At 67.2% G+C, this 23,970-nt stretch carries 22 protein-coding genes; 16 read left to right on the top strand and 6 right to left on the bottom strand.

All coding sequences use genetic code 11. The features are described 5' to 3' along the window. Positions 1–12: 12 nt before the first annotated feature. Positions 13–1,074, bottom strand: coding sequence for an NAD(P)/FAD-dependent oxidoreductase (locus AC1RLU_RS24960; protein ID WP_061966851.1), 1,062 nt, complete (start codon positions 1,072–1,074; stop codon positions 13–15). Between the two features lie 158 nt (positions 1,075–1,232). Beyond that, positions 1,233–1,661, bottom strand: a complete 429-nt coding sequence (locus tag AC1RLU_RS24955) for a GlcG/HbpS family heme-binding protein (protein WP_492798784.1) — start codon at positions 1,659–1,661, stop codon at positions 1,233–1,235. Between the two features lie 179 nt (positions 1,662–1,840). On the opposite strand from AC1RLU_RS24955, the gene lysM reads away from it, so the two are divergent. The 7 genes from lysM (at position 1,841) to AC1RLU_RS24920 (ending at position 8,511) form a co-directional block, all read left to right on the top strand. After that, positions 1,841–2,281 carry a peptidoglycan-binding protein LysM gene (lysM, locus tag AC1RLU_RS24950; protein WP_061966853.1) on the top strand — a complete coding sequence of 147 codons (441 nt, stop codon included), beginning with the start codon at positions 1,841–1,843 and terminating at the stop codon, positions 2,279–2,281. Between the two features lie 146 nt (positions 2,282–2,427). Further along, entirely contained in the window at positions 2,428–2,745 is a 318-nt protein-coding gene (locus tag AC1RLU_RS24945; RefSeq protein ID WP_492798783.1) for a rhodanese-like domain-containing protein, read from the top strand. Positions 2,746–2,797: 52 nt separating this feature from the next. Beyond that, positions 2,798–3,757, top strand: coding sequence for a DUF3829 domain-containing protein (locus AC1RLU_RS24940; RefSeq protein WP_091856504.1), 960 nt, complete (start codon positions 2,798–2,800; stop codon positions 3,755–3,757). Positions 3,758–3,858: 101 nt separating this feature from the next. Further along, the gene (locus AC1RLU_RS24935; RefSeq protein ID WP_113587256.1) at positions 3,859–6,168 is read left to right on the top strand and encodes a xanthine dehydrogenase family protein molybdopterin-binding subunit; all 2,310 of its coding nucleotides are present in this window, start codon (positions 3,859–3,861) and stop codon (positions 6,166–6,168) included. A gap of 131 nt (positions 6,169–6,299) precedes the next feature. Continuing rightward, the gene (locus AC1RLU_RS24930; protein WP_492798782.1) at positions 6,300–6,731 is read left to right on the top strand and encodes a c-type cytochrome; all 432 of its coding nucleotides are present in this window, start codon (positions 6,300–6,302) and stop codon (positions 6,729–6,731) included. Positions 6,732–6,914: 183 nt separating this feature from the next. Further along, positions 6,915–7,856: a c-type cytochrome gene (locus tag AC1RLU_RS24925; RefSeq protein WP_492798781.1), complete on the top strand. Its 942-nt coding sequence runs from the start codon at positions 6,915–6,917 to the stop codon at positions 7,854–7,856. 19 nt (positions 7,857–7,875) lie between these two features. Further along, positions 7,876–8,511, top strand: a complete 636-nt coding sequence (locus AC1RLU_RS24920) for an HAD-IA family hydrolase (protein ID WP_492798780.1) — start codon at positions 7,876–7,878, stop codon at positions 8,509–8,511. Here AC1RLU_RS24920 and AC1RLU_RS24915 read toward each other — a convergent pair. From AC1RLU_RS24915 to AC1RLU_RS24905, 3 genes are all read right to left on the bottom strand, one after another. Next, positions 8,489–9,109 (bottom strand): helix-turn-helix domain-containing protein, encoded by a 621-nt coding sequence (locus tag AC1RLU_RS24915; RefSeq protein WP_061966859.1) that lies wholly within the window; start codon positions 9,107–9,109, stop codon positions 8,489–8,491. The genes AC1RLU_RS24920 and AC1RLU_RS24915 overlap by 23 nt on opposite strands. Positions 9,110–9,197: 88 nt before the next feature. Beyond that, positions 9,198–10,121, bottom strand: coding sequence for a DMT family transporter (locus AC1RLU_RS24910; RefSeq protein WP_142112500.1), 924 nt, complete (start codon positions 10,119–10,121; stop codon positions 9,198–9,200). A gap of 123 nt (positions 10,122–10,244) precedes the next feature. Beyond that, positions 10,245–11,024, bottom strand: a complete 780-nt coding sequence (locus tag AC1RLU_RS24905; protein ID WP_492798779.1) for an SDR family oxidoreductase — start codon at positions 11,022–11,024, stop codon at positions 10,245–10,247. A gap of 126 nt (positions 11,025–11,150) precedes the next feature. Here AC1RLU_RS24905 and AC1RLU_RS24900 point away from each other — a divergent pair, with 126 nt between their 5' ends. Continuing rightward, positions 11,151–11,981 (top strand): UDP-2,3-diacylglucosamine diphosphatase, encoded by an 831-nt coding sequence (locus AC1RLU_RS24900; protein WP_492798778.1) that lies wholly within the window; start codon positions 11,151–11,153, stop codon positions 11,979–11,981. Further along, on the top strand, positions 11,981–13,090 hold the full coding sequence (locus tag AC1RLU_RS24895) for a glycosyltransferase family 4 protein (RefSeq protein WP_091856511.1): 1,110 nt from the start codon (positions 11,981–11,983) through the stop codon (positions 13,088–13,090). The genes AC1RLU_RS24900 and AC1RLU_RS24895 overlap by 1 nt, the downstream gene beginning before the upstream one ends. Here the strand turns inward: AC1RLU_RS24895 and AC1RLU_RS24890 are convergent. Continuing rightward, positions 13,026–14,819 (bottom strand): cation:proton antiporter domain-containing protein, encoded by a 1,794-nt coding sequence (locus AC1RLU_RS24890; RefSeq protein ID WP_492798777.1) that lies wholly within the window; start codon positions 14,817–14,819, stop codon positions 13,026–13,028. The genes AC1RLU_RS24895 and AC1RLU_RS24890 overlap by 65 nt on opposite strands. A gap of 214 nt (positions 14,820–15,033) precedes the next feature. Between AC1RLU_RS24890 and AC1RLU_RS24885 the strand changes: the two genes are divergently transcribed. The 7 genes from AC1RLU_RS24885 (at position 15,034) to AC1RLU_RS24855 (ending at position 23,967) form a co-directional block, all read left to right on the top strand. Then, entirely contained in the window at positions 15,034–15,879 is an 846-nt protein-coding gene (locus AC1RLU_RS24885; RefSeq protein WP_113587247.1) for an AAA family ATPase, read from the top strand. A gap of 42 nt (positions 15,880–15,921) precedes the next feature. Then, on the top strand, positions 15,922–16,449 hold the full coding sequence (locus AC1RLU_RS24880; RefSeq protein WP_091856514.1) for a SixA phosphatase family protein: 528 nt from the start codon (positions 15,922–15,924) through the stop codon (positions 16,447–16,449). 13 nt (positions 16,450–16,462) lie between these two features. Further along, positions 16,463–17,908, top strand: coding sequence for a YcjX family GTP-binding protein (locus AC1RLU_RS24875; protein ID WP_492798776.1), 1,446 nt, complete (start codon positions 16,463–16,465; stop codon positions 17,906–17,908). Positions 17,909–17,935: 27 nt separating this feature from the next. After that, the gene (locus AC1RLU_RS24870) at positions 17,936–18,949 is read left to right on the top strand and encodes a YcjF family protein (RefSeq protein WP_492798775.1); all 1,014 of its coding nucleotides are present in this window, start codon (positions 17,936–17,938) and stop codon (positions 18,947–18,949) included. A 176-nt stretch (positions 18,950–19,125) separates the two neighbouring features. Further along, entirely contained in the window at positions 19,126–20,526 is a 1,401-nt protein-coding gene (locus AC1RLU_RS24865) for a flagellar hook protein FlgE (protein WP_091856517.1), read from the top strand. Positions 20,527–20,585: 59 nt separating this feature from the next. Next, positions 20,586–22,445 carry a flagellar hook-associated protein FlgK gene (flgK, locus tag AC1RLU_RS24860; RefSeq protein WP_492798774.1) on the top strand — a complete coding sequence of 620 codons (1,860 nt, stop codon included), beginning with the start codon at positions 20,586–20,588 and terminating at the stop codon, positions 22,443–22,445. Between the two features lie 7 nt (positions 22,446–22,452). Beyond that, positions 22,453–23,967, top strand: a complete 1,515-nt coding sequence (locus tag AC1RLU_RS24855) for a flagellin (protein ID WP_492798773.1) — start codon at positions 22,453–22,455, stop codon at positions 23,965–23,967. Positions 23,968–23,970: the final 3 nt, after the last annotated feature.

Genomic DNA, 23,970 nt, shown 5'->3' with positions numbered 1-23,970 from the left:
GTGCCGCCCCGCTCAGGCGACGCCGAGCTTCTTCTGCAGGCTGCTGGACGAGGTCGTGTACTGGAAGGTCAGCCGCTTCTCCGGATAGACGTAGCGGTGGACCTTCTGGGCGCAGAGCGCAGCCTCGTGGAAACCCGAGAGGATGAGCTTGAGCTTGCCCGGATAGGTGTTGATGTCGCCGACGGCGAAGATGCCGGGCACGCTGGTCTCGAATTTCTCGGTATCGACCGGGACGAGGTTCTCGTTGAGGTTCAGGCCCCAGTCGGCGATCGGGCCGAGCTTCATGGTCAGCCCGAAGAAGGGCAGCAGCGTATCGCAGGCGATGTCGAAGGGCTCGTTGTCGGTGCCGCGACAGACCACCGCCTCAAGCTTGCCGTTCTCGCCCTTGAGCCCGGTGACCTGGCCGAGTTTCATGTCCATCTTGCCGTCTGCGACGAGGCTGCGCATCTGCTCGACCGAATGCGGCGCGGCGCGGAAATCGTCGCGGCGATGCATCAGCGTGACACGATTGGCGATCGGCTGGAGGTTCAGCGTCCAGTCGAGGGCGGAATCGCCGCCGCCGACGATCAGGATGTTGCGGCCGCGGAAGGCCTCCATCTTGCGCACGGCGTAGAAGACCGAGCCGTTCTCATAGCCTTCGATGCCGGGAATCGGCGGCTTCTTCGGCTGGAAGGAGCCGCCGCCGGCGGCGATGATCACGCTCTTGGTGTCGAACACGGTGCCGGCATCGGTGGTGACGCGGAAGCGCGGCGCCTCCTGCGTGCCGGTCGGCTCGACCGCCTCGATCATCTGGTTGAGATGGAAAGTCGGCCCGAACGGCTTGATCTGCTCGAGCAGGTTGTCGACCAGCGCCTGGCCGGTGACCATCGGGAAGCCGGGGATGTCGTAGATCGGCTTCTCCGGATAGAGCTCCGCGCATTGCCCGCCGACCTTCGGCAGGATGTCGACGAGATGCGCGCGGATATCGAGCAGGCCGAGCTCGAAGACGGCAAAAAGGCCGCAGGGGCCGGCGCCGACGATGACGACGTCGGTGGTGATGACTTCGTTTTCGTTGGCGGCAGCCGCGTCGCTCATGATTCTACCTTCGAGCCGGTCCAAACTGTCCGATTTAACGAACTCGCGCGCAGGACATGAGGCTTCGAAGGCCGGTTTGCAAGTGCAAAGTGCTGAAACAGCGGAGCGACCGGGGGGAGGGGAAAAGCCTTCTCTTTCCCCCGGCCGCGGTAGCGGAATCAGGCTCCCGTATCGGCCTTGAGCCCGGCTGCGGCGATGCCGGCGCAGGCAGCGGCCTCGTCATTGTCGGAGGTGTCGCCGGAGATGCCGACCGCGCCGAGGACTGCGCCCTCGGGCGACCGGATCAGCACGCCGCCGGGCACCGGCACCAGCGAACCGCCGACGGCATGGGTCGCGGCTTCCACGAAATAGGGCCGATCCAGCGCCATCTTGTGGAGGGCGCGCGAACCCAGGCCGAGCGCGACCACGCCATGCGCCTTGCCGAGCGCGATCTCGCCGCGCTTCAGGCTGGTGCCGTCCTGCGCGGCGAAGGCCTTCTGCGCGCCGCGCGCGTCGAGAACGGCAATGGCGAGCGGCTTGAAGCCGGCGGCTTCGGCATGGGCCAGCGCGGTCTGGAGAATGGTCTGGGCCTGGGCGAGGGTCAGCATGGCGGGAACTCCGGTTTCGTCGGCGACGTTCTTGCCAGCCGCGAGAGGTGCGGGAAAGGCCGGTGGGGTCCGCTTTGCGCGATTGGTGCTAGCCGGCAAGCAAAACACCTTTTCCGTAGCCGCTTGCATAGGGCGGCGCGACAGGGCTTGATAGCATACCGACACGAGGAGATTTGCTCATGGGTCTGTTCAGTTTCATCAAGGATGCCGGCGCCAAGATATTCGGCGGCTCGGCCAAGGCGGCGACCGCCGACGATCTGCAGAAGGAACTCGCCGGGCACGGCCTGCCTGCTGACGTCAACATCCAGATCGACGGCGACAAGGTGAAGGTCTCCGGCAAGGCCGTTTCGACGGAAGAGGCCGAGAAGATCATTCTCGCGCTCGGCAACACCACGGGCGTGGCCCAGGTCGAATCGGACCTCGCCGTGACCAAGGAGGCCGCGGCGGCGGTGTTCTACACGGTCAAGAAGGGCGACACGCTCTGGAAGATCGCCGAGGAGCATTACGGCAAGGGCCAGGGCGCCAAGTACACCGAGATCGTCAAGGCCAACACGCCGCCGGTCAAGAATCCCGACCTGATCCAGCCGGGCTGGGTCCTGCGCATTCCGCCGAAAGGCTGAGACGCCTCGCCGACAAGGCAGCCGCGCGCCTCGTGCCCGCGGCTGCTTTTTATTTTCGGCACCCGGAAGCGCGGCCGAGCGGTGGCGTTTCCCGGACTGCCGCCCTATCTCAACGGCTCGCCCGACCGGGCTGGAGTGGCCTGCCCATGATCGTGAACGACCTCGATATCGACGCCATCAAGGTGGGGTTGGGCGATGGCTCCATCCTTCTGGTCGACGTGCGCGAGCCGCATGAATTCGCCGCCGGGCATATTCCCGGTTCGGTCTCGCGGCCTTTGTCGCAATTCGACCCCGCGGACCTGCCGAACGAGCCCGGCAAGCGCATCGTCTTGTCCTGCGCGGCGGGCGTGCGCTCGCGGCGGGCACTGGAATTCGCCCAGTCGGCGGGGCTCGACATCGACAGCCACTATGCCGGCGGCTTCAAGGACTGGCTGATGCACGGCGAGCCGGTGGAGCAGGATTGAGGCCCTGAGGCCTCATCCACGCCCACGCCGCCCGTAGACCAAGGATAAAACCATGCTGACCCGAACTTTCTTCTACGGTGCGGCCTGCGCCACCGCGCTGCTCCTGGCCGCTCCGGGAGCCGGCTGGGCGCAGAGCGCCGCGACCGTTCCCGCCGGCAGCGCCAGCAAGGCCGCCGATGACGATCTCCAGGCCGCGATCACCAAGTCGAACGCCTATACCGGACTGATGAACCGCACGCTGCGGGCGATCCAGTCCTGGGAGCGCTATGACAGCTGGGTCGATATGAAGAAGGGTCCGACCGGCAAGGAGCGCTACATCACCTATGGGCTCTACAGCCTTTACGACGTCAACAGCGAGATCAAGAAGGCCGAGGAGGCGATGGCGCGGGAGCCGAAGCTGCCGGCGATCGACGAGACCATGGGCCGCTATATCAAGGCCTATCAGGAGCTGGCGCCGCTGATCACCAGGGCCGAGCGCTACTACGACCGCAAGGACTATCGCGACGACAATCTTGCGGAGGGCCAGAAGCTGCACGCGCTGATGGTGCCGGCGGCGAAGACCTTCCTCGAGGAGCGGGCCAAGGTGGATGCGCTGATGCGCGTCTACAAGCGCGGGCTCGACCAGCGCGAACTTGCCTCGGTCGAGCAGCGCGAGGGCAAGTCGGCCCGCTGGCAGGTGCGCAACATCATGATCAACGCGCGTGCCGTGATGGACCTGATGCCGAGCAACGAGAGCCCGATCGTCGACCTCAAGTCCTTCAACGCCGCGATTGCCGACTATGCTGCCGCCGTCCGCGAGATGGATGCGTTCAAGGACAAGGAGCCCAAGGGCGTGCCGTTCATCGAGAGCCAGGCGAGCTCCTGGCTGGGCAAGCTGCGCGATTTCAGCGACAAGCTCGCCAAGAGCAAGGGCGATGTCCGGCGCGGCGCGGCGAACGACGCCAACTGGCTGGTGAGCAGCTACAACACCATGGTTTCGCTGTCGGAGACGGCGGTGCGCATGTCGCGTTGAGTTCGATGCGTGCGGCGCAGCCCCGGCGCGTGGTGCGCCGGGGCTGACGTGGCGCGGTTTATGCTCCAGTCTTTCATTAGACCTAACTGAGGATATGCCTCATGCGTCCCATGAAATTCGGTTTCGGCCAGCCGGTGCGGCGGGTCGAGGATCAGCGCCTGACGACCGGCGCCGGCCGCTATACGGATGACATCGCAGCCGAGGGTGCCCTGCACGCCTTCGTCCTGCGCTCGCCTTACGCCCATGCGCGCTTCGCCGTCGCCGATGTCGAGACGGCCCGCAAGATGAAGGGCGTCAAGCTTATCCTGACCGGTGCGGATGTCTCGGGGTATGGCGATCTGCCGTGCAAGGGGCATGTGAAGACCACCTCTGGCGAGATGTCGGAATCCTTGCCCGTTCCGGTGCTGCCGACCGACACGGTGCGCCATGTCGGCGAGGCCGTCGCCTTCATCGTCGCGGAGACGCTGGCGCAGGCGCGCGACGCGGCCGAGGCCATTGCGATCGACTGGGACCCGCTGCCGGCCGTGACCGGCATTGCCGAGGCGCTGGAAAAGGGCGCGCCGCAGGTCTGGCCCGACCGCAAGGGCAATGTCGCCTTCGAAGCCGAGCAGGGTGACCGCGCGAAGACCGAGAAGGCCTTCGCCAAGGCGGCGCGCACCGTCTCGCTGACGGTCGTCAACAACCGGCTCGCCTCCAACTACATGGAGACGCGGGCCTGCATCGCCGAATACGACAAGGCCGACAAGCGCTGGACCCTGACCCTGGGCAGCCAGGGCAGCCACGGCATGCGCGACTTGATCGCGACCTATGTGCTCAAGGTCGATCCCAAGCGCATCCGCGTGGTGACGCCGGATGTTGGCGGCGGTTTCGGCACCAAGATCTTCCTCTATCGCGAATACCCGCTGGCGATGATCGCGGCCGAAAAACTCAAGCGCCCGGTGCGCTGGGTCGCCGATCGCAACGAGCATTTCCTCGCCGATACGCATGGCCGCGCCAATCTCGCGACGGCGACGATGGCGCTGGACGCCAAGGGCCGTTTCATCGGCCTCAAGGTCGATCTCTCGGCCGAGATGGGCGCCTGGCTCTCGCAATACGGGCCCTTCATCCCGTGGGTCGGCACGACGATGACGCCCGGCTGCTACAGCATTCCGGCCGTGCATGTCGTCTTCCGTGGCGTGCTGACCCACACCACCCCCGTCGATGCCTATCGCGGCGCCGGCCGTCCCGAGGCGGCCTATCTGATCGAGCGGCTGGTCGACGCGATCGCGCGCGAGACCGGCAAGGCGCCGGAAGCGGTCAGGGCGCAGAACTTCGTCAAGCCGACGGAGATGCCGCATTCGACGCAGACCGGCCCGGTCTACGATTCCGGTGAGTTCGAGGGCCATATGCGGCGTGCCATGGACGTCGCCGACTGGAAGGGCTTCAAGGCCCGCCAGAAGGCATCGGCGAAGGCCGGCAAGATCCGCGGCATCGGCCTGGCCTGCTATATCGAGGCCTGCGGCGGCGGCGGGCCGGAGAGTTCGACCGTGATCCTGGAGAAGGACGGCACCGTCACGGTGCTGATCGGCACGCAGTCGAACGGGCAGGGGCATGAGACGGCCTATTCGCAGCTCGTCTCGCAGCATCTCGATATCCCGATGGACCGCATCCGCGTCGTGCAGGGCGATACCGACCGGGTCGAGACCGGCTCGGGCACCGGCGGCTCACGCTCGATTCCGGTGGGAGGGGCGGCGCTCGACAAGGCGACAGGCATCCTGACCGACAATCTCAAGCAGCTCGCCTCGGAGAAGCTCGAGGCGGCGGTCGGCGATCTTGAGATCACCGAGGGCGCGGTGCGCATCGTCGGCACCGACAAGTCGCTCGACCTCGCCGCGATTGCGGCGCTGCCGGGCGCGACGCCGGCCATGCTCAAGGTCCACCAGAGCTGGCAGCCGCCGGAGGCGACCTATCCGAACGGCACCCATGTCTGCGAGCTGGAGATCGATCCCGGCACCGGCGGCACGGAGATCCTCAACTATGTCGTCGTCGATGATTTCGGCGTGACGCTGAACCCGCTGATGCTACAGGGCCAGGTCCATGGCGGTGCGGCCCAGGGCATCGGCCAGGCATTGATGGAGGAGATTCGCTTCGATCCGGACGGGCAGATGCTGACCGCGACGTTCATGGACTATGCCCTGCCGCGCGCCGTCGACATCCCGAACTTCCATTTCGAGACGCGCAATGTCCGCTGCCTGACCAACGCCATCGGCGTGAAGGGCGCGGGCGAGGCCGGAGCGATCGGCGCCTGCCCGGCGGTGATGAACGCGATGGTCGATGCGCTCGACCGTGCGGCCGGCATCAAGGCGATGGACATGCCGGCGACGCCGCTCAAGGTGTTCACGGCTCTGAAGGAGGCCGGATATCGGCTTTGATGCAAGGTCGGGCTTGCGGCGACGCAAGCCCGCTCACGCAAAAGCGACTGGCTTAGGTTGCGATCATCGTTTGATCTGGACGAGTTCAAAACAGCGCCGGATGGCGCGGACTTGTCTTTGAGGGGAATTGAATGATCCGCACCGCTCTCGTTCTTGCCGGCCTCGGGCTCGGCCTTACCGCCGTGATGGCGCAGTCGAACCCGATCACGGAGCGCCAGCAGACGATGAAGGGCGTCGGCGGGGCCACGCGCGAGGGGGCGGCGATGGCCAAGGGCGAAGCCGCCTTCGATGCCGCCAAGGCGCAGGCGATCTTCAAGACCTATGCCGATGCGGCCAAGAAGATGCCCACTCTGTTCCCGGATTCCTCCAAGACCGGCGGCGAGACCACGGCCGCTCCGAAGATCTGGGAGGACCAGGCCGGCTTCAAGGCGGCCTTCGCCAAGTTCGAGACCGATGCCGCCGCTGGCGCGAGCGTCGCCAATCTCGATGGTTTCCGCACCGCCTTCGGCGCGGCCACGAAGAACTGCGGCACCTGCCACGAGGCCTACCGCATCAAGAAGTGATCGGCTTCGCGGCCGGTTCCGGAAGCGGGCGCCGGCGACGGCCGCCCGCTTTTTCGTGGCTGAGGGAGCTTTTGACCGCTCACGGGCGTTGAAAACGGGCCAGTCTGGAATTGCTGCGATTTCAGGGTTGCCGATGAAGTGCCGGCCCGTCCAATCTGCCGGACGTCCTGACGGGAGACCTCGATGCTGTTGCTGCGCCGCCTTTTCGTGACCCTCGTCCTTCTGGCGGCCGTCGCTTTCGCGGGCTTCTACGTGCTGACCGACCCGCGCGTGGTTTCGCCCTCGCCGGAGATCGGGGCGTTGCCGGCAGCGGATGTCGAGAACGGCAAGCTGCTGTTTTCGGCCGGCGGCTGCACCTCCTGCCATGCGACGCCCGGGCAGGATGACAAGCTCAGGCTCGGTGGCGGGCTTGCGCTGGAATCGCCTTTCGGCACCTTCCATGCTCCCAATATCTCGCCGCACACGCGCGACGGCATCGGCAACTGGGGCGTGCAGGATTTCGTCGATGCGATGGCGGCGGGCGTCTCGCCGTCCGGGCAGCATCTCTACCCGTCCTTCCCCTATACCTCCTACCGGTTGATGCCGCCGAAGGCGCTGGCCGACCTCTTCGCCTATATCCGCACGCTGCCGCCGGTCGAGGGCAAGGCGGCTGCGCATGACCTGCGCTTCCCCTTCAACATCCGCCGGGTCGTCGGCGGCTGGAAGCTGCTGTTCTTCGAGCGCACGCCGTTCCGGCCCGATCCGGGCCAGAGCGAGGCCTGGAACCGTGGCGCCTATCTGGTCAATGGCCCCGGCCATTGCGCCGAGTGCCATTCCGCCCGTAACGCGCTCGGCGCCATCGTCCCGGCAACCCGCTTCGCCGGCGGCCCCGATCCCGAAGGCAAGGGCTGGGTGCCGAACATCACACAATCGGAGAACGGTCTCGCCAAGTGGTCGAAGGAGGAGATCGCGGAACTGCTGAAGACCGGCTTCACGCCGGATTTCGACAGCGTCGGCGGCTCGATGGCGTCGGTCGTGCGCAATATCGCGCAGTTGCCCGAGGGCGATCGGATGGCGATGGCGGAATACCTGAAGTCGCTCCCGGCGGTGGAAGGGCCGGCGCGGCCGCAGGCCAAGGCGCCCTGAAGCGCCGCAGCGAGGCAGCATGCGCTTCAAGGCCGTCATGGTCGACGTCGATGGCGTCGTGATCGCACACCCCGATCCGCGGGGCTGGTCGGCGCATCTCGAACGCGATCTCGGCCTGTCGAAGACACTGCTCCAGACGGCATTCTTCGAACCGCATTGGCAGGACGTCATTCTCGGGCGAGCCGGCTTGCGGGAGCGTCTCGGGCCGGTGCTGGCCGAGATCGCACCAGGGCTCGGCGTCGACAGGCTGATCCGCTACTGGTTCGAGAACGATGCCCATCTCGATCAAGGGCTGCTGGTGCAGCTCGCGCCGATCCGGGCCGGTGGCGTGACGTTGCATCTCGCGACCGTGCAGGAGCATGAGCGCGCCCGCTACATCTGGGACGCGCTCGGGCTGAAGCAGCATTTCGACGGGATGCACTATGCGGCCGAACTCGGCTGGGCCAAGCCCGCAGCGCAGTTCTTCCAGGCCGCAGCGGCGCGATCCGGCTTAGCGCCCGATGATATCTTCTTCATCGACGACAAGCAGGCGAATGTCGACGCGGCGCGCGCGGAAGGCTGGAGTGCGGCCCTGTGGGATGGTACCCGGCCACTGGCTGCGCTGATGGCCGAAGCGGCGGAGCGCCCGCCGCCTACTCCATCACCGCGGCCTTGAGGATGCAGACCATCAGGGCGGTTCCGGGCTCGCTGCCGACACAGCGGACGACATGGCGGCGGTCGCAGCGATAGCGCAGCGTCTCGCCGGCCTTGGCCCGCTGGATGATGTCGCCGACCTCGACCTCGAATTCGCCTGACGTCACCGAGAGCGATTCGATCGAGCCGCGCTGATGGCCCTCGGAATCGAGCTCGCCGCCGGGCTCGGACGAGACCTCGTACCATTGCAGCCATTCGACCGTCTTGATCCAGCCGACGATGGCGAGGCGCAACTTGCCGTCCTCGGAGACGAGGATCGGCGTGTCGGCGCGGGTGGTCTTGTCGATGAAGGGCTCTTCCTCGCCGCTGGAGAGGACGCGCTCGATCGAGATGTCGAGCGCCTGTGACAGCCGCCAAATCGTGGCCAGCGTCGGGTTGGTCTCGTTGCGCTCGATCTGGCTGATGATCGACTTGGCGACGCCGGACTGCTCGGCGAGGTCGGAGAGCGAGAAGTTGTAGGCCTTGCGCAGGCGCTGGATGGTCTTGCCGAGCTGGCCCGAGATGACCTGAGCCCCGGATTCAAGCTCCCGCCCGCCGCGCTCCTTGGTCTCGATTCCCATCCGTCCGGCCCTTTTCGATTGCGAAATCGTTTGTAACGGCGGACGATCGTTTGAACAAGCGAACTGTGCCGGCGCTCGGTCGATGCCGTCAGGTCATGCGGCTGGGGCCGACCTCGCGCTGCTCGCGACGGGCAAGGCCGAGCTGGCGTTCGCGCAGGATCACGTAGATGCCCGAGGCGATGACGATGGTCGCGCCGATCAGGATCGCCAGGGCCGGCCATTCGCCGAACCAGAACCAGCCGATCGCAACCGCCCAGAGCATGGTCGAGTATTCGAAGGGCGCGATCAGCGAGGCGTCGCCGTAGCGATAGGCCTGGACAATCAGGATCTGGCCGAGCCCGCCGAGGATACCGATCAGGACCATCATCGCCGCATCCTGGAGGTCCGGCATGTTCCAGCCGAGCAGGATGGTCGAGAGGCCGAGCAGGCTGGTCAGCAGCATGAAGTAGAAGACGATGGCGCCGGTGCGCTCGGTCGAGGTCAGGAGGCGCACCTCGACCGAGGCGAAGGCCGAGCAGAAGGCGCCGGCCAGGCCCAGCATGGCGCCGAGCGCGGCATTGCTGCCGACCGGATGAGCGCCGGCGCCGAGATGTGGCGAGAGCATGATGAGCACGCCGACGAAACCGATCGTCACTGCGCTCCAGCGATAGATGCGCACCCGTTCCTTGAGGACGAGCGCGGCCAGCACGACGACGGCCAGCGGAGCGGCATAGCCGATCGCGACGGCCTCCGAGAGCGGCAGGAACTGCAGCGCCGCGAAGCCGCAGAACATGCCGGTCGAGCCCATGATGCCGCGCTTGAGATGGCCGCGCAGGTTGTCGGTCTTCAGGGCAGCCGGCAGCTCGGAGCGCCAGGCCAGCCAGATGAGCAGCGGGATCATCGCGAAGAAGGAGCGGATGAAGACGATCTCGCCGGTCGGATAGCGCGTCGAGATCGACTTGATCCCGGCCGACATCAGCGTGAAGGCCAGCGCCGAGACCAGCTTGAGGGTGATGCCGAGAAGAGGGGACAAAGCGCGCGGCCGAGGAGCTTGGGATGGTTTCGAGCGAAACCGTTCGCTTCTTAGATCATGTCGAAGCCGGGAAGCGAAGCGTGAACGTCGCAACCCGGCTAGGTCATTGGCGTGGGACCGCCCTCAGAACGTGCCGCGGAAGGCGCCGCCGTCGATCAGGAAGTTCTGGCCGGTGATATAGCCGGCATGGGCGCTGGCGATGAAGCCGCAGAGCTTGCCGAATTCGTCGGGCGTTCCGAGGCGGCCGGCAGGTACCGCGGCGAGCCGGTTCTTGGTGGCCTGCTCGATGCTGATGCCCTGCATCTCGGCGACCTTGTTGGTCGCGGTCTTGATCCGGTCGGTGTCGAACACGCCCGGCAGGATGTTGTTGATGGTGACATTGGCATGCGCGACCTCGCGGGCAACGCCCGAGAGAAAGGCGGTGAGGCCGGCGCGGGCGGCCGAGGAGACGTCGAGCCCGGTCAGCGGGGTCACTACGCTCGCCGAGGTGATGTTGATGATCCGGCCGAAGCCGCGCTCGACCATGCCGTCGATGACGCGCTGCACCAGCTCCAGCGGGGTCGCCATGTTCTGGACGACGCCTTCGAGCAGCCCCTCGCGCGTCACCTGGCGGAAGGGCTTGGGCGGCGGGCCGCCATTGTTGTTGACGAGGATGTCGGGGTTGGGCGCCGCTGCCAGCAGCGCATCCTGGCCGGCCCTGGTCGAGACGTCGGCGACGACGGCGATGACGGTCGCGCCGGTCGCGGCGCGAATCGCGGTGGCGGTGGCTTCGAGGGTCTTGGCGTCGCGGCCGTTGATCACGACGGTGCAGCCGGCCTGGGCCAGCGCTTCGGCGCAGCCGCGGCCCAGCCCCTTGCTGGAGGCGCAGACGATGGCCGTGCGGCCGGCAATTCCCAGATCCATGATGGTCTCCGATCAGAGGGGAGGTGTTCGTGGCTTACCCTGAGCACGGATCGGTCGCGCCGTCATCAAAGCGCAACGCAAATCAGACACACGGCCCTCGCATCGCAGCAGCAGGGGCTTTCCGGCATGAGCGACGAGGATAACAGCAAGCGGGTCCGCAGCATCTTCATCTCGGATCTGCACCTGGGCACCCGCGGGGCCCAGGCCGATCTCGTGCTGGAGTTCCTGCGCGCCTATGATGCGCCGCAAATCTATCTCGTCGGCGATATCATCGACGGCTGGCGCCTCAAGAGCGGCTGGTACTTCCCGCAGACCCATAACGACGTGATCCAGAAGCTGCTGCGCAAGGTCCGCAAGGGCTCGAAGCTGATCTACGTCACCGGCAACCACGACGATTTCCTGCGTGACTTCACCGGCCTGCAGTTCGGCGGCATCACGCTGGTCGACGAGATCGTCCACGAGACGGCCGACGGCAAGCGGATGCTCGTCATCCATGGCGACCTGTTCGACCTCGTGGTGCGCAATGCCAAATGGCTCGCGCTGCTGGGCGACTGGGCCTACACGGTCGCGCTCGCGCTCAACATGGCGATCAACCGGGTGCGCCGCGTGCTCAGGCTGCCGCACTGGTCGCTCTCGGCCTGGGCGAAGGCCAAGGTCAAGAACGCCGTGAACTATATCGGCGAGTTCGAGGGCTGCCTTGCCGCCGAGGCGCGCCGCCACAAGGCCGACGGCGTGATCTGCGGCCATATCCACCATGCCGCCCAGCGCGAGATCGATGGTCTCACCTATATCAATACCGGCGACTGGGTCGAAAGCTGCACCGCCTTCGTCGAGCACGAAGATGGCCGCTTCGAACTGATCCGCTGGCCGCAGGGGCGGATGAAGACGACGCCTGCCGAGCCGGTTTCGATGCCGGCGCGCCCGGCTCCGGTCCGGGACCTGATCGAGGCCGCGTGATGCGCGTCCTGGTCGCGACCGATGCCTGGCGGCCCCAGGTGAACGGCGTCGTGCGCTCGCTGGAGCAGATGATCGCGGCGGCGCCCGGGCTCGGCATCACGGCGCGAACGCTGACGCCGGAAGGGTTCCATCAGGTCGGCCTGCCGAGCTACCCCGATATTCGTCTGGCGCTGGCGACGCGCCGGGCGCTCGCCGCGCGCATCGCCGATTTCGCGCCCGACCATGTCCATATCGCGACCGAAGGGCCGATCGGCTGGCTGACACGGGCGGCCTGCCTTGCCGAGAAGCGGCCGTTCACGACGAGCTACCACACGCGCTTTCCGCAATATGTCGCGGCGCGCTGGCCGATCCCCGAGAGCTGGAGCTACCGGCTGCTGCGCCGCTTCCATGGCCCGGCCGCCGCGGTGATGGTTTCGACCGGGACGGTGGAAGAGGAGCTGCGCCAGCACGGCTTCGAGAACTTGGTGCGCTGGGGGCGGGGCGTTGATCTCAGCCTGTTCCATCCGCGCTCGCAGAGTCTGCTCGACCTGCCGCGGCCGATCTTCCTGTATGTCGGGCGCGTCGCGGTCGAGAAGAATGTCGAGGCCTTCCTGTCGCTCACGCTGCCGGGCAGCAAGGTCGTGGTCGGCGACGGGCCGGCGCGGGCCGATCTCGCGCGCGCCTTTCCCGAGGCCCGCTTCCTCGGCCTGAAGGAGGGCGAGGAGCTGGCCGGAATCTACGCGTCCTCCGATGTCTTCGTCTTCCCAAGCTTGACCGACACCTTCGGCATCGTGCTGCTGGAAGCGGCGGCGAGCGGGCTGCCGGTCGCCGCCTTTCCGGTCCAGGGGCCGCGCGATGTCTTCGCCGGCAGCGGTGCGGCCGTGCTCGACGAGGACCTGCGCCGTGCTGCCATGCAGGCGCTCAGGGTGCCGCGCGCTGCCTGTCTGGAGCTGGCAGCCCGCCATAGCTGGGCAGCGAGTGCCGCGCAGTTCTACGGCCATATCCGGCGCGTGGCGCGCGAGGCCGGCTACCTGCCGCGCGAGGCCGAAGGCTCGACCGCCGCGGTCACAGCCTTCGCGAGCGGGCGTGGCGGGGAAGGGCGCGGGCTGCCGCGGCGCCTGACGGCTTGAGCTGGGCGCGGAAGCCGTCGCGCCGCTCATGGACCGAGGCGATGACGAGGCCCATCGGCACGCCGAGCCCGACCAGCGCCGCTTCCGACAGTTGCAGGCTGGCCTCGATGGTTTCGGGGACCGCGTCGTTCACGCCGAGCTCATAGAGATGGCGGGCATGGGCCGCATCGCGGGCGCGGGCGACGATGACGATGTCGGGGCGGAGCTGGCGCGCGGCGCGCACGGTCTCGTCCACGGCGCGGGGACTGTCGATCGTCACGATCAGCGCCGTCGCCTGCTCCAGGCCGCAAAGGCGCAGGAATTCCGGCTTGGACGCATCGCCGTAGTAGGCGGGGCGGCCGGCACGGCGCTGCGCCGTGATCAGCGAGGAGTCAAGGTCGACGACGATGTACGGCTTGCCGTGCTCGTCCAGCATCGAGCAGACGAGCCTCCCGACCCGACCGCCGCCGACGACGATGGCGCGGGCCGAATGATCGTCCGGCGGCAGGATCCTGGCCTCGTCGGGCAGGGTCGCCGGAATCTGCAGCCGCGACGCCAGCGAAGGGGCCATCCGTGCCATCAGCGGCAGCGCGATCATGGTCAGCGAGACGGCCGCCAGGACGAGGCCGGCTGAATCCTGCGCCAGCAGCTTGGCGGCGATCGCGGCATTGATCAGGACGAAGGCGAACTCGCCGCCGGGGCCGAGCATGATCGCGGTTTCAAGCGCTGTCGCCCCCGACAATCTGAATTGCCGCGCCATGACGTAGACCACTGCCGCCTTCGCGGTGAAGATGCCGGCCGCGATGCCGAGGATGGTCAGGGGGCGGGCTGCGAGAAAAGCCGGGTTTACGCCCATGCCGACGGTCAGGAAGAAGACGCCGATCAGTAGCGATTTGAAGGGGTCGATCGTGACCTCGATGGCGCGACGATACTCGGTTTCCGCCAGCAGTAGGCCGGCGATGAAGGCGCCCAGCCCCATCGACAGCCCGGCCCCGGCCGCGACCATCCCCGTGCCCAGCGCGACGAGCAGGGTCGCCGCCATGAAGCTCTCGGAGGAATCGGTCGAGGCGACGAGCCGGAACAGCGGCCGCATCGCCAGCCTGCCGATCACGACGATGGCGGCGATGGCGGCGAAGGCCTGGACCAGCGCCTGGGCGAGGCCCGCGAGCAGCGAGCCGCCCTCGGACTGCGCGCCCAGCACGCTGACCAGGAAGAGCAGCGGGATCACCGCGAGGTCCTGGCAGAGCAGGACGGCGAAGCTGGCGCGCCCGGCCGCCGTCATCATCCGCTTCTTGGCCGAGAGCAGTTCGACCACCATCGCGGTGGACGACAGGGCGACGCCGAAACCGATGATCAGCGCCGCCGGCGCCGGTTGACCCAGCGCATAGGCGCCGCCGCCGATGACTCCCGCCGACAGCAGCACCTGTCCAAGACCGAGCCCGAAGACGAGGCGGCGCATCGTCCTCAGACGATCGAAGGAGAGCTCCAGCCCGATCACGAAGAGCAGGAAGGCGACGCCGAGTTCAGCCGGCCCGGCCAGGGCCTCGGCATGCGAGACGGTGATCGTGCTCAGCAGCGGAACCGAGGAAACCAGACCGCCGAGGCCGAAGGGGCCGAGCAGGGCCCCGCAAGCCATGAAGGCGACGATCGAATTGATCTTGAAGCGCTTGGCGAAAGGCACGATGACGCCGGCGGTCGCCAGCACGACCATAGCGTCGTGATAGACGGAAAGATCGACTGCTCCGGCCAAAGGGTGCCTTGCGATTCGGGGGCTGCGGGATGCGCCGGCAATTCTTGCGGTTTGCGGCGGCGCAGCACAACCTTCGAATCGTCATGGAGGGCAGAAATTTGCGTTGCGGCGCGAGCCTTTAGGCAGGGGTGCTCAGGTGCCGCGGGCGAAAAAGCGGTTTCCGCGCCCGCAAAGGATGGGCTAGCGTCTCGCCATTGGCTTAGAAGGACCGTCCATGCGTTTTGCCGGCACCGAAAACTACGTCGCGACCGAGGATCTCACCGTCGCCGTCAATGCCGCAATCCGGCTGGAGCGTCCGCTGCTGGTGAAGGGCGAGCCCGGGACAGGCAAGACGGTGCTAGCCGAGGAGATCGCGGCTGCGCTGGGCGCTCCGCTAATCACCTGGCACATCAAGTCGACGACCAAGGCGCAGCAGGGCCTCTATGAATACGATGCGGTGAGCCGCCTGCGCGACAGCCAGCTCGGCGACCCCCGCGTCTCCGAGATCGGCAACTACATCAAGCGCGGCAAGCTCTGGGAGGCCTTCGTCGCGCCCGTCCGGCCGGTGCTGCTGATCGACGAGATCGACAAGGCCGATATCGAGTTCCCGAACGATCTGCTGCTCGAGCTCGACCGTATGGAATTCCATGTCTACGAGACCGGCGAGACCATCAAGGCGGCGCAGCGGCCGGTGATGATCATCACCTCCAACAACGAGAAGGAGCTGCCGGATGCGTTCCTGCGCCGCTGCTTCTTCCACTACATCCGCTTTCCCGATGCGGAGACGATGCAGCAGATCGTCGAGGTGCATTTCCCCGGCATCAAGAAGCGCCTGATGGAGGAGGCGCTGCGCCTGTTCTTCGAGGTGCGCGAGGTGCCCGGCCTGAAGAAGAAGCCCTCGACTTCGGAGCTGCTCGACTGGCTGAAGCTGCTCGTCGCCGAGGATATCGGGCCGGAGGTGCTGCGCGAGCGCGACCCGCGCAAGCTGATCCCGCCGCTGCACGGCGCGCTGCTCAAGAACGAGCAGGACGTCTCGCTGTTCGAGAAGCTCGCCTTCATGACGCGGCGGGAGAGTCGCTGAGCGCCCCTCGCAAATCGGCTCCAGCATCGCTAGGTTCTGCTCATGCGACGCCTCATGCTTCTGCGCCACGCCAAATCCCACTGGCCCACGGGTGTGGCCGACCGCGACCGACCCCTCGCGGCACGCGGGCGCGAGGCCGCCCCGGTGATGGGGCGCTATCTCGCCGATGAATTGCTGCTGCCCGATCTCGTCCTGGTCTCGCCGGCGAAGCGCACGGTCGAGACCTGGGAGATGGTCGCGCCGATGCTGCCGGAAAGACCGCCGGTCCAGTTCGAGCCGCAAATCTACGAGGCCAAGACCGAGCGCCTGCTCGATGTCGTGCAGGAGGTCGAGGGCGATGTCCGGACGCTCCTGCTCATCGGCCATAATCCAGGCTTCGAGGAGCTGGCACATCTGCTGACCGGCCACGGCGACCGCTATGCCTCGGCGCGGATGAGCCAGAAATACCCGACCTGCGGGCTGGCCGTGATCGATTTCGCCACCGAGCACTGGTACGCAGTTGCCGCGCGGGAAGGCAGGCTCGACCGTTTCGTCACGCCGGGTTCGCTCGGCGAAGGCCCGGACGAGTGAGCGCCGCGGCGCCGTGAGCGACACCTCCTATCTCGACAGCGCCCGCAATGCGGCTCTTGCCTTCGGCGACAGCGTGCTCGGACTCGCACGCCCGCGCCTGCGGATCGGCGTCACCGGGCTGTCGCGCTCGGGCAAGACGGTCTTCACCACTGCCCTGATCCAGAACCTGATCGAAGGCGCGAAGCTGCCGGTGCTGAAGGCGGCCTCCGAGGGGCGGATCGCGCGCGTCAGATTGGTGCCGCAGCCTGATCCCGACGTGCCGCGCTTTCCGTACGAGGCGCATCGCGCGGCGATGAACGGGCCAGACCGTCGCTGGCCGGAATCGACGCGGCGCATCTCCGAGCTCAGGATCGAGATCGACTACGAGCGGGCCGCCGGCTGGTTCAAGGGACCGGCGACACTGACGCTCGACATCGTCGATTATCCCGGCGAGTGGCTGCTCGATCTCGCGCTGATCGGGCAGGACTACAAGGCCTGGTCGGCGCAGGCCGTCGCGGATGCACGCAAGGCGCATCGGCGTGAAGCCGCTGCGGAGTGGCTGGCGGATCTGCCGGGGCGGGACCCGGACGGGGCGCCGGACGAGTTGGCGGCGGAAGCCGCGAGCGACCTGTTCAAGAGCTACCTCGCCCGGCTGCGCGCCGATCCTGAAGCGGTGGCGGTGACGCCGCCCGGTCGCTTCCTGATGCCGGGCGATCTCGAGGGCTCGCCGGCCCTGACCTTCGCGCCTGTTGATCTCGGCCATGATCGCGATGTGCGGCCGGGCACGCTCGCGTCGCTGATGGCGGAGCGCTTCGAGGCCTATAAGCGCGTCGTGGTGACGCCGTTCTTCCGCGATCATTTCGCAAGGCTCGACCGGCAGATCGTGCTGGTCGACGTGCTTGCCGCGCTCGATGCCGGGGCGCCGGCGCTGGCCGATCTCGAAACCGCGCTGGGACAGGCGCTCGCCGCTTTTTCCGTAGGTCGCAATTCCTGGCTGTCGAGCCTGTTAGCGCCGCGCATCGAGCGCGTGCTCTTCGCCGCGACCAAGGCCGACCATATCCACCATTCGAGCCATGACCGGCTGGCGGCGGTGATGTCGCATCTGGTCGGGCGGGCGCTGTCGCGGGCGCAAGGCGCCGGCGCGCGGGTCGAGGCGATGGCGCTGGCGGCCGTGCGGGCGACGCATGAGGTCCGGATCAAGGAAGGCCGCGAGGAACTGCCGGCCATCGCCGGTGTGCCGGAGGCCGGCGAGACGATCGACGGGCAGGTCTTCGACGGCATAGCGGAAGCGGCCATCTTTCCCGGCGAACTGCCTGAGCGGCCGGAAGCCATCTTCGATCCCAAGGCGCATTGGCAGGTCCGGGCGCCGCGCTTCCGGCCGCCAATGGTCGCACCGGATGCGGGCGGGCGCCTCAGGCCGCCGCCGCAGATCCGCCTCGACCGTGCGCTGGAATTCCTGATCGGCGACAGGCTGGCATGAGGATGTCGGCATGAACGGGGTTTCGCGATGAGCAAGGCACCGCGCGCGATCCGCCTCGATGGCCCGCAGGCGGGCGAGTCCGCCGGAGAGGCCCCGCTTCGGCGCGGCGACCTCGCGATCCTGCCCGAGAGCGAGCCGATCGATGCCGCCGTTCCTGCGGTGTCCGCCAAACCCAGGCGTCGCTTCTCCTGGGGTTCGCTCTTCGTGGCGGGGCTGTCCGGCTTTCTGGCGCTGGCGGCCGGCGTCTGGGTCGAGAACACGATCCGCTCGCTGATGAGCCAGAATCCGGCACTCGGCTATGCCGCGCTGGTCTGTGCGGCGATCGCGACGCTGGCGCTGCTGGTCATGCTGGGCCGGGTGCTGCGCGACATCCTGCGCGAGCGCAAGGTCGAGGCGTTGCGCGAGCGGGCCGTCGCGGCGCTGGCGGGCGGCACGCCCGACGAGGGCCGGGCGATCGCCGACGAACTCGTCTCGCTTTACAAGGGGCGGGCGCAGACGGCTCAGGGCCGCGCCGCCCTGCAGGAGGCGCTGCCGCAGCTCTTCGCCGCGCGCGATATGCTGACGGTGGCGGAACGCAGCCTGCTCGCACCGCTCGATGCGCTGGCCACCGCCCAGATCGCGTTAGCCGCGCGGCGCGTCTCGCTGGTCACCGCGGTCAGCCCGCGGGCGCTGGTCGATGTCGTCTTCGTGCTGGTCGCCTGCGCGCGGCTGCTGCGCTCCATCGCCGGCATCTATGCCGGGCGGCCCGGGACGCTCGGTCTGCTCCGGCTGGCGCGGCAGGTGATGAACCATCTCGTCCTGACCGGCGGCATGGCGGCCGGCGATGCCGTGATCCAGCAGGTGGTGGGGCAGGGGCTCGCGGCGAGGCTTTCGGCCAAGCTCGGCGAGGGCGTGATCAACGGTATGCTGACGGCCCGGATCGGGCTCGCGGCGCTCGCGGTCTGCCGGCCGCTGCCTTTCGTCGAGGCGGCGGCACCGACCCTGTCCGATGTCGCGGGCGATCTCGGCGGATGGCGCGGCGACAAGGATGGGGAAGCCTGAGCCCGGCAGATTCTGCCGGGGCAGCGGTTTCTGCCCGGCTCCGACTGCCGTTTTACCTTTCGTAAACGATCCAACCCCTTGAAATAGCACGGTGCTGCGCATGGCACGCCCCGTGCAGATACCGCCTCGAAGTTGTGGGCCGCCCTTGGGGGGCTGCCGGTCGAGGTGAGGGTTCCATGGGTGTTTTCAGTGCGCTGACCACGGCGGTTTCGGGAATGACGGCGCAGTCCTATGCGCTCGAGAACATTTCCGGAAACATCGCCAACTCGCGGACGGCGGGCTACAAGCGGGTCGATACCGCCTTCGCCGATCTCGTGCCCGACGCTGCGCTGAACCGGCAGGTCGCCGGCTCGGTCGCGGCCTTCAGCCAGGCGACGAACTCGATCCAGGGCGATCTCAACCCGACCCGCATCGACACCAATATCGCGATCAACGGCGACGGCTTCTTCGTGGTCGACCAGCGCCAGAGCGGCGTCGGCGCCAACACCCAGTTTTCCAACAGCAACCTCTATACGCGGCGCGGCGATTTCGACTTCGACGCGAATGGCTACCTCGTCAACGGCGCCGGCTACTATCTCAAGGGCCTGAAGATCGATCAGGTGACCGGCCAGCTCGTCGGCACGCAGCCGGACGTGCTGCGCATCACCAAGGAGCAGTTCCCGGCCAAGGCGACGAGCTCGATCGAGTACCGCGCCAATATCCCGGCCGTGCCGGCGACGACGCAGAAAAGCCAGGGCGGTACCGAATTCCTGAACCCTGCCTCGGTCACGGCGGCGGGCGCGGCGCCGAACCCCTATGCCGCCAATGCTGCGGTGATGGGCAACAATATCAGCAGCTTCCTGGCGACCTCGATCCCGGGCGGCTCCGTGACCGTCTATGACGAGCTCGGCAAGGCCACCAGCGTCGAGATGCGCTGGGCCAAGATCGACAACGGCAACCCGGCTGCGAACCCGGCCACATCCGGCACCTGGGGCCTGTTCGTCGCCCAGGACACCAGTGCGACCGCGGCGGGCGACGTCGCCTATGTCCAGGCCGGCCAGACCGTCAGCTTCGGCTCCACCGGGCAGATGGTTTCCCCGGCCAGCGGCGACATCACGCTGCCGACCATGACGATCAACGGAACCACCATCACCGGCATCAACCTGACGACCGGCGGCAATGGCGTGACCCAGAACGGCGATGTCAGCGGCCAGATCGACGCCCGCAGCATCCGCCAGGACGGCTACACCGCCGGCACGCTCGATCGCGTCTCGGTCTCGGCCGAAGGCGCGGTGATCGGTACCTTCAGCAATGGCCAGGTCGTGGCGCTGGCCCAGGTCTCGGTCGCCCGCTTCAATGCCGACAACTCGCTGAAGCGGCTCGACGGCGGTGCCTTCGAGGAGACGATCGAATCCGGCCCGCCGATCATCGGCCTGGGCACCTCGCAGATGGTCGGCGGCAGCGTCGAGCAGTCGAACACCGATATCGCCGACGAATTCTCCAAGATGATCGTCACCCAGCAGGCCTACTCGGCCAACACCAAGGTCATCACCACGGCCCAGGAGATGCTGACCGCGGTGTTCAACATCATCCGCTGAGCGGCGCATCTGCCTAAGCTGCGGCCCAGGAGGGCCGCATCTCGCAACAGGAGTTGACGATGGGCCTGAGCACTTCCCTGAACACCGCGATCGGCGGCCTCAACGCCGCGCAGGTCGGCATCGGCATCGTTTCGCAGAACGTCGCCAATGCGGGAACGACGGGCTATGTCCGCCGGACCGTTTCGACCGCCGACAGCCTGAGCGGGCTGACGGTCGGCGTGCAGAGCACGCAGGTCCAGCGTCTCCTCGACAAGATCGTCCAGCATCAGCTCTGGCAGGAGGCTTCGGGGGCGGCCTATACGTCGACCCGCGCGAGCTCGCTGTCCAATCTCGACAAGCTCTATGGCGCGCCGGGCAGCGCCACGGCGCTGGATACGATCTTCAACAAGTTCACCAGCGCGCTGCAATCGCTCCAGAACGATCCGTCGTCCTACAGCCTGCGCGCGCAGGTGCTCGACAACGCGACGCAGCTGGCGCGCCAGCTCAACACGCTCTCCAACGGCGTGCAGGCCCTGCGCAGCCAGGCCGAGAGCGGCATCGCCACCGCGGTCACCAAGGTCAACGACCTGCTCAGCGCGCTCTCCAAGGTCAATACGCGCATCGTCGGCAGCCCGAACGACAGCGCGACGGCGGGGCTGAAGGACCAGCGCGACCTGATCCTCTCCGAGCTGTCGCAGTATGTCGACATCAAGACGACGGAGGATGCGCGGGGCTCGGTCAGCGTTGTGACGGGTTCCGGGACGCAGCTCTTCGATGGGCAGGCTGCCGTCACCTTCAAGTTCGACGAGCATGCCGGGCTGGGGCCGGACGACCAGTGGGACATCGACCCGGCCAAGCGCAGCGTCGGCACGATCAAGATCATCGATGCCTCCGGCAACGCCTCGGACGCCATTGCCAACCGGATCTTCCGCTCCGGCGAGATCGCGGCCAATATCGAATTGCGCGACAAGACGCTGGTCCAGGCGCAGGCGCAGCTCGACGAGATCGCCGCGCAGATGTCGAAGGCGCTCTCGGAGAATTCCCTCCCGAGCGCGGCCTATCCGCCGGCGCCGGCGGCGCAGACCGGCCTCGATCTCGATCTCGGCTTCGATACCACAAAGCAGCGCCTGAACACGCTGACCTTCGACTACACGCCGACACCACCCGGCCCGACGCAGCGCTTCACCTTCGTCAATGCGCCTGCCGGAACAGTCCTGCCGATCGGCAGCGACCCGTCCAACAAGACGATCGCGATCGATTTCTCGGCCGGCCCCGCTTCGGTCGCCGCTCAGATCCAGAACGCGCTCGACACGAATGGTGCGACGGGCTTCACGGTGGCCAATCCCAGTGGCTCGCTGCTGCGGATCACCGAGCCGGGCGGTCGCGTCGCCGGGCTCGGCGCCAAGACCGGCGTGCTCGCCGCCGATTCCGCGACCTCCGGGATGCCCCTCTTCGTCGATGCGGACAACAAGCCCTTCATCGGCTCCTATGACGACGCCACGCGCAAGGTCGGGCTGGCGGGCCGGATCGCGGTCAATGCCGACGTCATCCGGAACAGCGCGCTGCTGGTCGGCCCGGCCGGCACCGCGGCCGGCGATGCGACGCGGCCCAAGGCGCTGCTCGAGAGCCTGACGAGCAGCGTTCGCAGCTTCGACAACAGCTCCTCGCCGGACGGGGCGACGGCATCCTTTTCCGGCACGATCACCAATTTCGTCCAGCGCGTGGTCTCCTCGCAGGGGCAGGCGGTCGAGGCTGCCAAGCGCCTCGACGAGGGCCAGCAGGTCGCGCTCGCATCGATCCAGAGCCGCTTCCAGGAGACGTCCCAGGTCAATGTCGACCAGGAGATGTCGATGCTGATCGAACTCCAGACCGCCTATGCCGCCAATGCCCGCATCATCTCCACGATGAAGGAGATGATGGACGTGCTGATGAGAGTGTGAGGCCGCGATGACCATCACCGCTTACGGAACCGGCGCCTACCGCGCGGCCAAGCCCAACGAGTTCGTTTCGACCCGGGCCCAGTTCGACGATCTCCAGCGCCAGCTCGACACCAAGCAGCGTAGCACGAGCTATGGCGACCTCGGCATCGACCGGCGCGTCAGCCTCGATCTCAACGCCAAGGTTTCGCAGCTCGATTCCTGGCTCAGCGGCATCGAGCTGACCAACGTGAATCTGAAGCTCTCGTCACAGAGCGTCGAGAACTTCGCCAAGCTCGTCAACGAGACGCGTACCGATACCCGTTCCAACAGCTACGTGCCGAGCGCCAGTGGCCGCTCCGCGCCGCAGTTGCTGGCCGAGGAGAAGTTCAAGCAGGCGCTCGACCTGCTGAATACCGCGGTCAACGGGCGTTATCTCTTCTCGGGCAAGACCTCCGATACCGAGCCGACTGCGGGCTTCGACGAGATCATGAACGGAGACGGCGCCGGCAAGGCCGGACTGAAGCAGTTGATCGACGAGCGCAAGCAGGCCGATCTGGGCTCCGGTCTCGGACGGCTGACGACCGGCATCACCGGCACGACGAGCGTCACGGTCGCCGACGAGAACCATGTTTACGGCTTCAAACTGGCCGGAGCCACGTCGAGCTCCTCGGCCCTTGCCGTGACCTATAATGCGGGTACTCCGGCGAATCTCGCCGTCGACGTGACGGCGCAGCCCCAGCCGGGCGACAAGGTGACCCTCAAGCTGACCTTGCCCGATGGAACGCAGGAAGAGGTGACCCTCACCGCCCGGGCCGCCGGAACCGATGGCTCGGCCGCTGACAGCTTCCAGATCGGCGCGACGCCGGCCGATACCGCGACGGCGCTGAAGGCCTCGATCGACGCTGCCCTCGGCAGGGAAGCGAAGACGACACTCCCTGCCGCCTCCGCGCAGGTTGCGGCCGAGGATTTCTTCGCCGGCAGCCCAAGCAATCCGCCGAAGCGGGTGCCGGGCCCGAATTTCGCGACGGCGACCGCACCGCCGAGCAATGCCGGCACGGCCGCGACGACAGTGACCTGGTATCGCGGCGATGACGGCAGCGACCCTGCCCGCAATACGGCGACGGTCCAGATCGACCAGGGGCAGGTCGTGGGGACGGGTGCGCGGGCCAACGAGCAGGCCTTCCGCGTCGGCCTCGCCCAGTTCGCGATCATGGCGACCGAGACCTTCCCGGCCAGCGACGCGAATGCGCAGGCAGGTTACGAAGCGATGGCGTCGCGGGTCGGCGACAAGCTCGGTTTCGGCGACTCCGTCCAGAAGCCGGCTGAGATCATCACCGAGCTCGGCTCGGCCCAGACCGCGCTCGCCAGCGCCAAGGAGCGTCACCAAAGCACCAAGAACTACCTGATCTCGACACTCTCCGGCGTCGAGAACGTGACGACGGAGGAGGTCGCGACGCAGATCCTGTCGCTGCAGACGCAGTTGCAGGCGAGCTATCAGGTCACCTCGATGCTGTCGAAGCTGTCCCTGACCAATTACCTCTGAACG

The sequence above is a fragment of the Allobosea sp. GW822-FHT05A11 genome, from assembly GCF_058800455.1.
The sequence above is the reverse complement of the archived record's forward strand: the minus strand, read 5'-3'. Positions and strand labels throughout refer to the sequence as shown.